This window comes from Faecalimicrobium dakarense (assembly GCF_000499525.1).
In the GTDB taxonomy this organism is placed as follows: domain Bacteria; phylum Bacillota; class Clostridia; order Peptostreptococcales; family Peptostreptococcaceae; genus Faecalimicrobium; species Faecalimicrobium dakarense.
This window is the reverse complement of record NZ_HG529340.1, coordinates 1-6,072: the sequence shown is the minus strand read 5'-3', so window position 1 is coordinate 6,072 and position 6,072 is coordinate 1. Positions and strand designations below refer to the sequence as shown.

The 6,072-nt window shown below is 27.3% G+C and carries 6 protein-coding genes and 1 pseudogene; 4 read left to right on the top strand and 3 right to left on the bottom strand.

Annotated elements, in window-relative coordinates:
• Window positions 1-107, top strand: a pseudogene (locus tag BN899_RS20825) (NADH peroxidase); the annotation flags it as partial.
• 35 nt (window positions 108-142) lie between these two features.
• On the opposite strand, the gene BN899_RS09700 reads toward BN899_RS20825, so the two are convergent.
• The gene (locus BN899_RS09700) at window positions 143-934 is read right to left on the bottom strand and encodes a nitroreductase family protein (RefSeq protein WP_042274951.1); all 792 of its coding nucleotides are present in this window, start codon (window positions 932-934) and stop codon (window positions 143-145) included.
• A gap of 116 nt (window positions 935-1,050) precedes the next feature.
• A complete protein-coding gene (locus BN899_RS09695; RefSeq protein WP_147568528.1) occupies window positions 1,051-1,422 on the bottom strand; it encodes a hypothetical protein in 372 nt (123 codons plus the stop codon).
• A 219-nt stretch (window positions 1,423-1,641) separates the two neighbouring features.
• Between BN899_RS09695 and BN899_RS09690 the strand changes: the two genes are divergently transcribed.
• From BN899_RS09690 to BN899_RS09680, 3 genes are all read left to right on the top strand, one after another.
• Window positions 1,642-2,790, top strand: a complete 1,149-nt coding sequence (locus tag BN899_RS09690) for a DUF362 domain-containing protein (protein WP_042274948.1) — start codon at window positions 1,642-1,644, stop codon at window positions 2,788-2,790.
• 128 nt (window positions 2,791-2,918) lie between these two features.
• Window positions 2,919-4,133: a hydantoinase/carbamoylase family amidase gene (locus BN899_RS09685; protein WP_042274946.1), complete on the top strand. Its 1,215-nt coding sequence runs from the start codon at window positions 2,919-2,921 to the stop codon at window positions 4,131-4,133.
• A 2-nt stretch (window positions 4,134-4,135) separates the two neighbouring features.
• Entirely contained in the window at window positions 4,136-5,410 is a 1,275-nt protein-coding gene (locus BN899_RS09680) for a dihydroorotase (RefSeq protein WP_042274945.1), read from the top strand.
• A 58-nt stretch (window positions 5,411-5,468) separates the two neighbouring features.
• Here BN899_RS09680 and BN899_RS09675 read toward each other — a convergent pair whose 3' ends face one another.
• A complete protein-coding gene (locus BN899_RS09675; RefSeq protein WP_042274944.1) occupies window positions 5,469-5,966 on the bottom strand; it encodes a hypothetical protein in 498 nt (165 codons plus the stop codon).
• Between the last annotated feature and the right edge of the window lie 106 nt (window positions 5,967-6,072).

Genomic DNA, 6,072 nt, shown 5'->3' with positions numbered 1-6,072 from the left:
AATTAGGACTTGATGCTATACATGATACAGTACATGAAATGTGTAAAGATGAAGCAAGACATGGTAAAGCATTCTTAGGTTTATTAGAAAGACATTTCCAAAAATAAGAATTAAAATAATTTATATAAAAAAGGAGAAAGAATTATCTTTCTCCTTTTTTATTTTCACCTGTAAAAAATTTTATATTTTTATTTATAGAACGATTCATCTCTATTGCAAAATCAGAACTGATTTTTCTCATAAATAATAATTGACCAAAATTATCAGCATTAAAAATATTAGTTTTTGGCATATTATTTTCTTTATTTTTAAACATATCTACAATGTCATTATTACTTAAGTCTTTATATTTTTCATCAAAAACTACATATTTTTCATCAAATCTGTCTCTAAAAGTTTTTTTATAATTTTCAGGGTAATATCCTAGAGTAAGCATAGCAGCAGGAAATGTATAATCAGGCAAATTTAATAAACTTTTATGTATTTCATAATTTTCCATTATATCTCCTATATAACAGCTTCCTATCCCTAAACTTTCAGCAGCAATAACAACATTTTGGGCAGCTATCAATGCATCATTTACAGCTAACATAAAGTCATTAATTCCAGGAGATGTAAATTCTTTATTATTGTCTTTAGCTATTTTTTTTACATCAGAAATTTCAAAGTACTTATACCATTTATGCATATCAGCAACAAATAATAGAATTAATGGAGCGTTTTTTATAAAAGGCTGATTATCACAAGTCATACTTAATTTTTCTTTTGTGTCTTCATTTGTTATCTTAATTATAGAATACATCATCATATTACCGGCAGTAGGAGCTTTTATTGCACTTTCAATTAATAAGTTTAAGTGGTCTTTAGATATAGGTTTTTCTTCATATCTTCTTAGAGATACTCTATTATTTATTATTTCTATTGTAGTATTCATATAAAATCCTCCAAAATAAAATATATATATAATTCTATGCAAAAGCAAAGATATCCTTTATAAGTTATTATTTTGGATAAATAAATAAAAGCCTAGAACTTAATCTAGGCTTTTATCTATCCTAACTCAACCGGTGGTGTTGTTGGTTTAGCAGGAGATTTAAAAGGTATAGTATCAACTTGTGTACCTAAAGGTTTTAATTGTAATGGTTCATTCCAAGTAAGCCATACTCTAGTAATTTCATTTTTATTTCCTAAAAATGCTAAATCTTTTAGTTCTAAAGATACGGTGCTTTTGCCAGGAACTAAAATATCTCCTTGGTATTTATCACCATAAGCTCCCCATTCAACAGTTATGTCTCTAGTAGTATGGTTTGTTATATCCACAACCGGATAATGTTTCTCTTGAGTCATTTTGACGTTATTATCAGCAGTTATAGAACTACTATCAGCATAAGAAATAATACCTAGTGATAATACCAAAAGCATTGTAAGTAAAGATAATTTTAATTTATTCATATAAATCACTCCTATATTTTGTTAGAAATAAAACTTTTTATATAGTATTTCATGTACAAAATAAAATATGTAAAAAGTAAGATAGTAAATTATGTATGAAAAATTATCTAAGAAATATAGAGATGATATATAATTAATAAAAGGGAATAAAATACTAATATGTAAATTTAATTTAATAAAGGGGAAAAAATGAAAAAAGTATCTGTTATAAAATGTGATAATTATAATTATGAAAATGTATCAAAGTCTATGGAAAGAAATTTAGAAAATATAGGTGGCTTAGAATCGTATATAAAGCCAAAAAGTAAAGTACTTATAAAGCCTAACTTATTAATGAAAAAGATTCCTGAAGAAGCTACAACAACTCATCCTATGGTAGTTAAAGTTTTATGTGAAAAACTTCTAAATTTAAATTGTGAAGTAATAATAGCTGATAGTCCAGGAGGGCCATATACACAAGGTGTACTAAAGGGAATATATAAGTCTTCTGGAATGGAAGAAGTAGCAAATGATTTAGGTATAAATTTAAATTATGATGTTTCTGATATTAAAGTAGAAAATCAGAATGCGCATGCACTGAAATATATGGATATTATAACACCCATAACAAAAGTAGACCATGTAATAAATGTATGTAAATTAAAAACTCATGGCATGGCAACTTTTACTGGAGGGGTAAAAAACTTATATGGTTGTATAGCTGGCTTAAAAAAAGCAGAAATACATTATAGATTTCCGACAGAAGAATTATTTTGTGAAGATGTACTTTTAGATATATGTTCTTATGTAAATCCAACTCTTACTATAATGGATGGAATAGTGGGAATGGAAGGCGATGGGCCTTCAGCAGGATCCCCAAGAAAGATAGGTGTATTATTAGCATCTTCTAGCCCTTATGCAATAGACACTGTAGCTTGTAAGATTATAAATCTAGATTATAGTAAAGTGCCAACGGTAAGAGGATCCATAAAAAGAAATTATATAAAAAATGATTTATCAGATGTAGAAATTTTAGGTGATGATATAAATCTATTAATAATAAAAGATTTTAAAATTCCAAGTACTAGCAAAGATTTCAGACTACTATCATCGACTTTGCCTAAGTTTTTACATGAACCTATAACAAAACTGATTACTCCAAAACCAATAATAAGAGATAATGATTGTATAAAATGTGGTAAATGTATTGAGGCTTGTCCAGCAAAAGTTATGAAATTAAAAGATAAGAAAGTAATTATAAATTTAGATAAATGCATAAGATGCTATTGTTGTCATGAATTATGTCCTAAAAAAGCAATAGATATTAAACGTAATTTTATATTTAAATTATTAAAATAAAATCGAATCTTATTAGATAAAAATTAAATTTAATTCGTGATAATTATTTAAAATGATGTATATTTAGGGTATAATATAGAAAAAAGGTCGTATATAAATAAATATTCAAATATAATGGGGGATATATTATGACTTCAAAAAGAGAAGATATACAATATTTAGAGTATGTATTTGGCAAGTTTTATGATATTGGAGCTAATTCATACGGTGGAGTAACAAGGCTAGGATATTCTAAAGTAGAAGACGAAATGCACGATATGTTTAAATACTTAGGAGAAGAAGAAAATTTTTATACTTATATAGATGAAGTGGGAAATACTTATGTAGCTAATGATATTAGTGATAAAGAGTACTATTTACTAGGCTCTCATTTAGACTCTGTTGTAAATGGTGGAAGATACGATGGTGTAGCAGGAGTTATAGCAGGACTTTTAATATTAAGTTGGGCTAAAAATGATAAATTAGATATACCAATTAGAGTGGCAGCATTTAGATGTGAAGAATCAAGTAATTTTGGTAAATGTACCATAGGTAGTGGTCTTATAACAAAAGAATTAACTAAAGATGATGTACGTGGATTAGTCTCTAAAACAGGTAAGTCGATTATTGAGATATTTAATAATAAAGAATATAACTTAAATCCTAAAAAGATAGAAAATATAAAGCAATACTTAGAACTACATATTGAACAAGGAAAAGTATTAGAAGAATATGATATAAAGGTTGGAATAGTTAGTGATATAGCAGGACCAAGAAGATTTAGTTTATGTATTCATGGTGAAGCAGAGCATTCAGGAGCAACTCCTATGGATATGAGACAAGATGCACTTTGTGCAGCATCAGAATTTATATTAGAACTTGAAAGAATAGGTAGAGAAGAAATTTATAGAAAATCTGTAACAACTGTAGGAGTAATAAGTAATGGGCCAAATGTGTTAAATGTTATACCAGGAGAAGTTAATCTTGGAATTGATATAAGAGGAATTGATATAGAAAGTTTAGACAGTATTGTAGAAAATATGAATATAGCTATAAAAGATATTTCACAAAAAAGAGATGTTAAATTCTTTTTACAAGAGGAAGGATCTTTTGATCCTGTGAAAATGAGTTCTTATATGCAAAAAAAATTAATTGAATGTAGTGATAAATTAAAAATATCTCATAAGATAATGCCAAGTGGAGCAGGACATGATGCTATGGCATTTACGAAATTATGTGATAGCGCAATGGTATTTATCCCATGTTATAGAGGGATTAGTCATAATAAAAGTGAATTCTCTTCATTATTAAGTATATATGATGGAGCAAGGGTTATATATGAATATTTAAAGGGAGAAATATAGACATGATACTTATAAAAAATGGGAGAGTCATCGACCCTAAGACAAAAAGAGATGAAGTTTTAGATATAGTTATAAAAGAAGATAAAGTATATAAAATAGGAAAGTTTCCAGTAACAAGCGAATATTCAAATGTAGTAGACGCAAGTGGATACATAGTTGCACCAGGGTTAATAGATGTACATGTTCATTTTAGAGATCCAGGATTTACACATAAAGAAGATATAGAAAGTGGATCATTATCAGCAGCAAGAGGTGGATTTACTACAGTTATCTGTATGGCAAATACTAACCCCATAGTAGATAATGAAAAAACTCTAAAGTATATATTAGATAAAGCTAAAAAATCACCTATAAATGTATTACAAGTAGCATCTATTAGTAAAGGATTTAAAGGTGAAGAATTAGTGGATATGGAAAAATTAAAATCACTAGGTGCAGTTGGATTTAGTGATGATGGATTACCTATAATGAATAGTGACACTATTTTAAAAGCAATGAATAAAGCTAAAAAATTAAATGTACCATTAAGTTTTCATGAAGAAGACCCATCTCTTATAACAAATCCAGGGATAAATGAAGGTGAAATTTCTAGAAAGCTTAAAATAGGTGGGGCATCAAATGTAGCTGAAGATGTTATGGTAGCAAGAGATTGTATGCTAGCTATAAAAACAGGTGCAAAAGTAAATATACAACATATAAGTTCTGGAGTTTCTGTTGAAGTTGTAAGAATGGCTAAAAAATTAGGTGCAAATGTCTTTGCAGAAGCGACACCACATCACTTTACATTAACAGAAGATGATGTACTTAAATATGGTACTAATGCTAAAATGAATCCTCCACTTAGAACTCAAGATGATAAGTATAAAATAATAGAAGGGTTACAAGATGATACTATTGAAATAATAGCAACAGACCATGCGCCACATACTAATGAAGAAAAAAATGTAGAGTTTAAAAAAGCACCTAGTGGTATAATAGGTCTTGAAACCGCTTTAGCTCTAGGAGTGACTAATTTAGTTAGAAAAGGTCATTTAAGTATAATGAAGTTAATAGAAAAAATGACTATAAATCCTGCTAATTTATATAACTTAGAAAGTGGATGTATAAAAGAAGGCGGATTAGCTGATTTAGTTATATTTGCTCCAAATGAAAAATATGTGGTAAAAGACTATTCGTCTAAGGCAAGTAATTCACCGTTTACAGGAAGTAGTCTATATGGAAAAGTTAAGTACACTATATGCAGGGGAAAAGTAGTATTTGAAAATATAGAAGAGTAATATAAATAAAAAAAGATGATTTTATATAAAATCACTTTTTTTATATGTACTGTAAAATTTATTTATTTTTATTATAAATTTTCATTGTTTCTTCTAGATTATTTATATATTCATCTGCAAGAGTGGCATTATAGTTATTTTTAAGTTTAATTATAGCTGGATAACATATTTTAAAAGCTTCCTCATGATATAGCATAGTTTGTTCATAATCACCTTTCATTGCAAATTCAGTTGATTTTATTTGAAATTCTAAACCTTGGCTTACTTGTACTATAGTAGATTTTAAATTATCATCTTTTATATTTTTAAGCGATTTTTCAGAATAACTTTTCATTTCATTTTCATATATAGACATTTCTTGATTATAAAATTCTTTATCGTTTATTTTTCCTTTATTATAATCGTTATCTAATTCATTAATAAGATGATACCTATTATTTAAATTATTAGAAACCATATTCAAGGCCTCTTCATCATTTAACTTTTTATGTGAATTAAAGCCAAATAAAGATATAGTAGTAAGTATAAATACAATCATTACAAATGCTTTTTTCATTTATTCGCAACCCTCCATATAATATTATATTTAGAGTATATGTTATTTATAATCTACTATTCCATATGAAGTAAAACTATAAAAAAAGAGAGTAATTAAACTCTCT

Excerpts from the sequence above, each read along its gene's own strand:
- BN899_RS09685 (WP_042274946.1), top strand. The coding sequence starts at position 2,919 with ATGACTTCAAAAAGAGAAGATATACAATATTTAGAGTATGTATTTGGC.
- BN899_RS09675 (WP_042274944.1), bottom strand. The coding sequence starts at position 5,966 with ATGAAAAAAGCATTTGTAATGATTGTATTTATACTTACTACTATATCT.
- BN899_RS09680 (WP_042274945.1), top strand. The coding sequence starts at position 4,136 with ATGATACTTATAAAAAATGGGAGAGTCATCGACCCTAAGACAAAAAGA.
- BN899_RS09690 (WP_042274948.1), top strand. The coding sequence starts at position 1,642 with ATGAAAAAAGTATCTGTTATAAAATGTGATAATTATAATTATGAAAAT.
- BN899_RS09695 (WP_147568528.1), bottom strand. The coding sequence starts at position 1,422 with ATGCTTTTGGTATTATCACTAGGTATTATTTCTTATGCTGATAGTAGT.
- BN899_RS09700 (WP_042274951.1), bottom strand. The coding sequence starts at position 934 with ATGAATACTACAATAGAAATAATAAATAATAGAGTATCTCTAAGAAGA.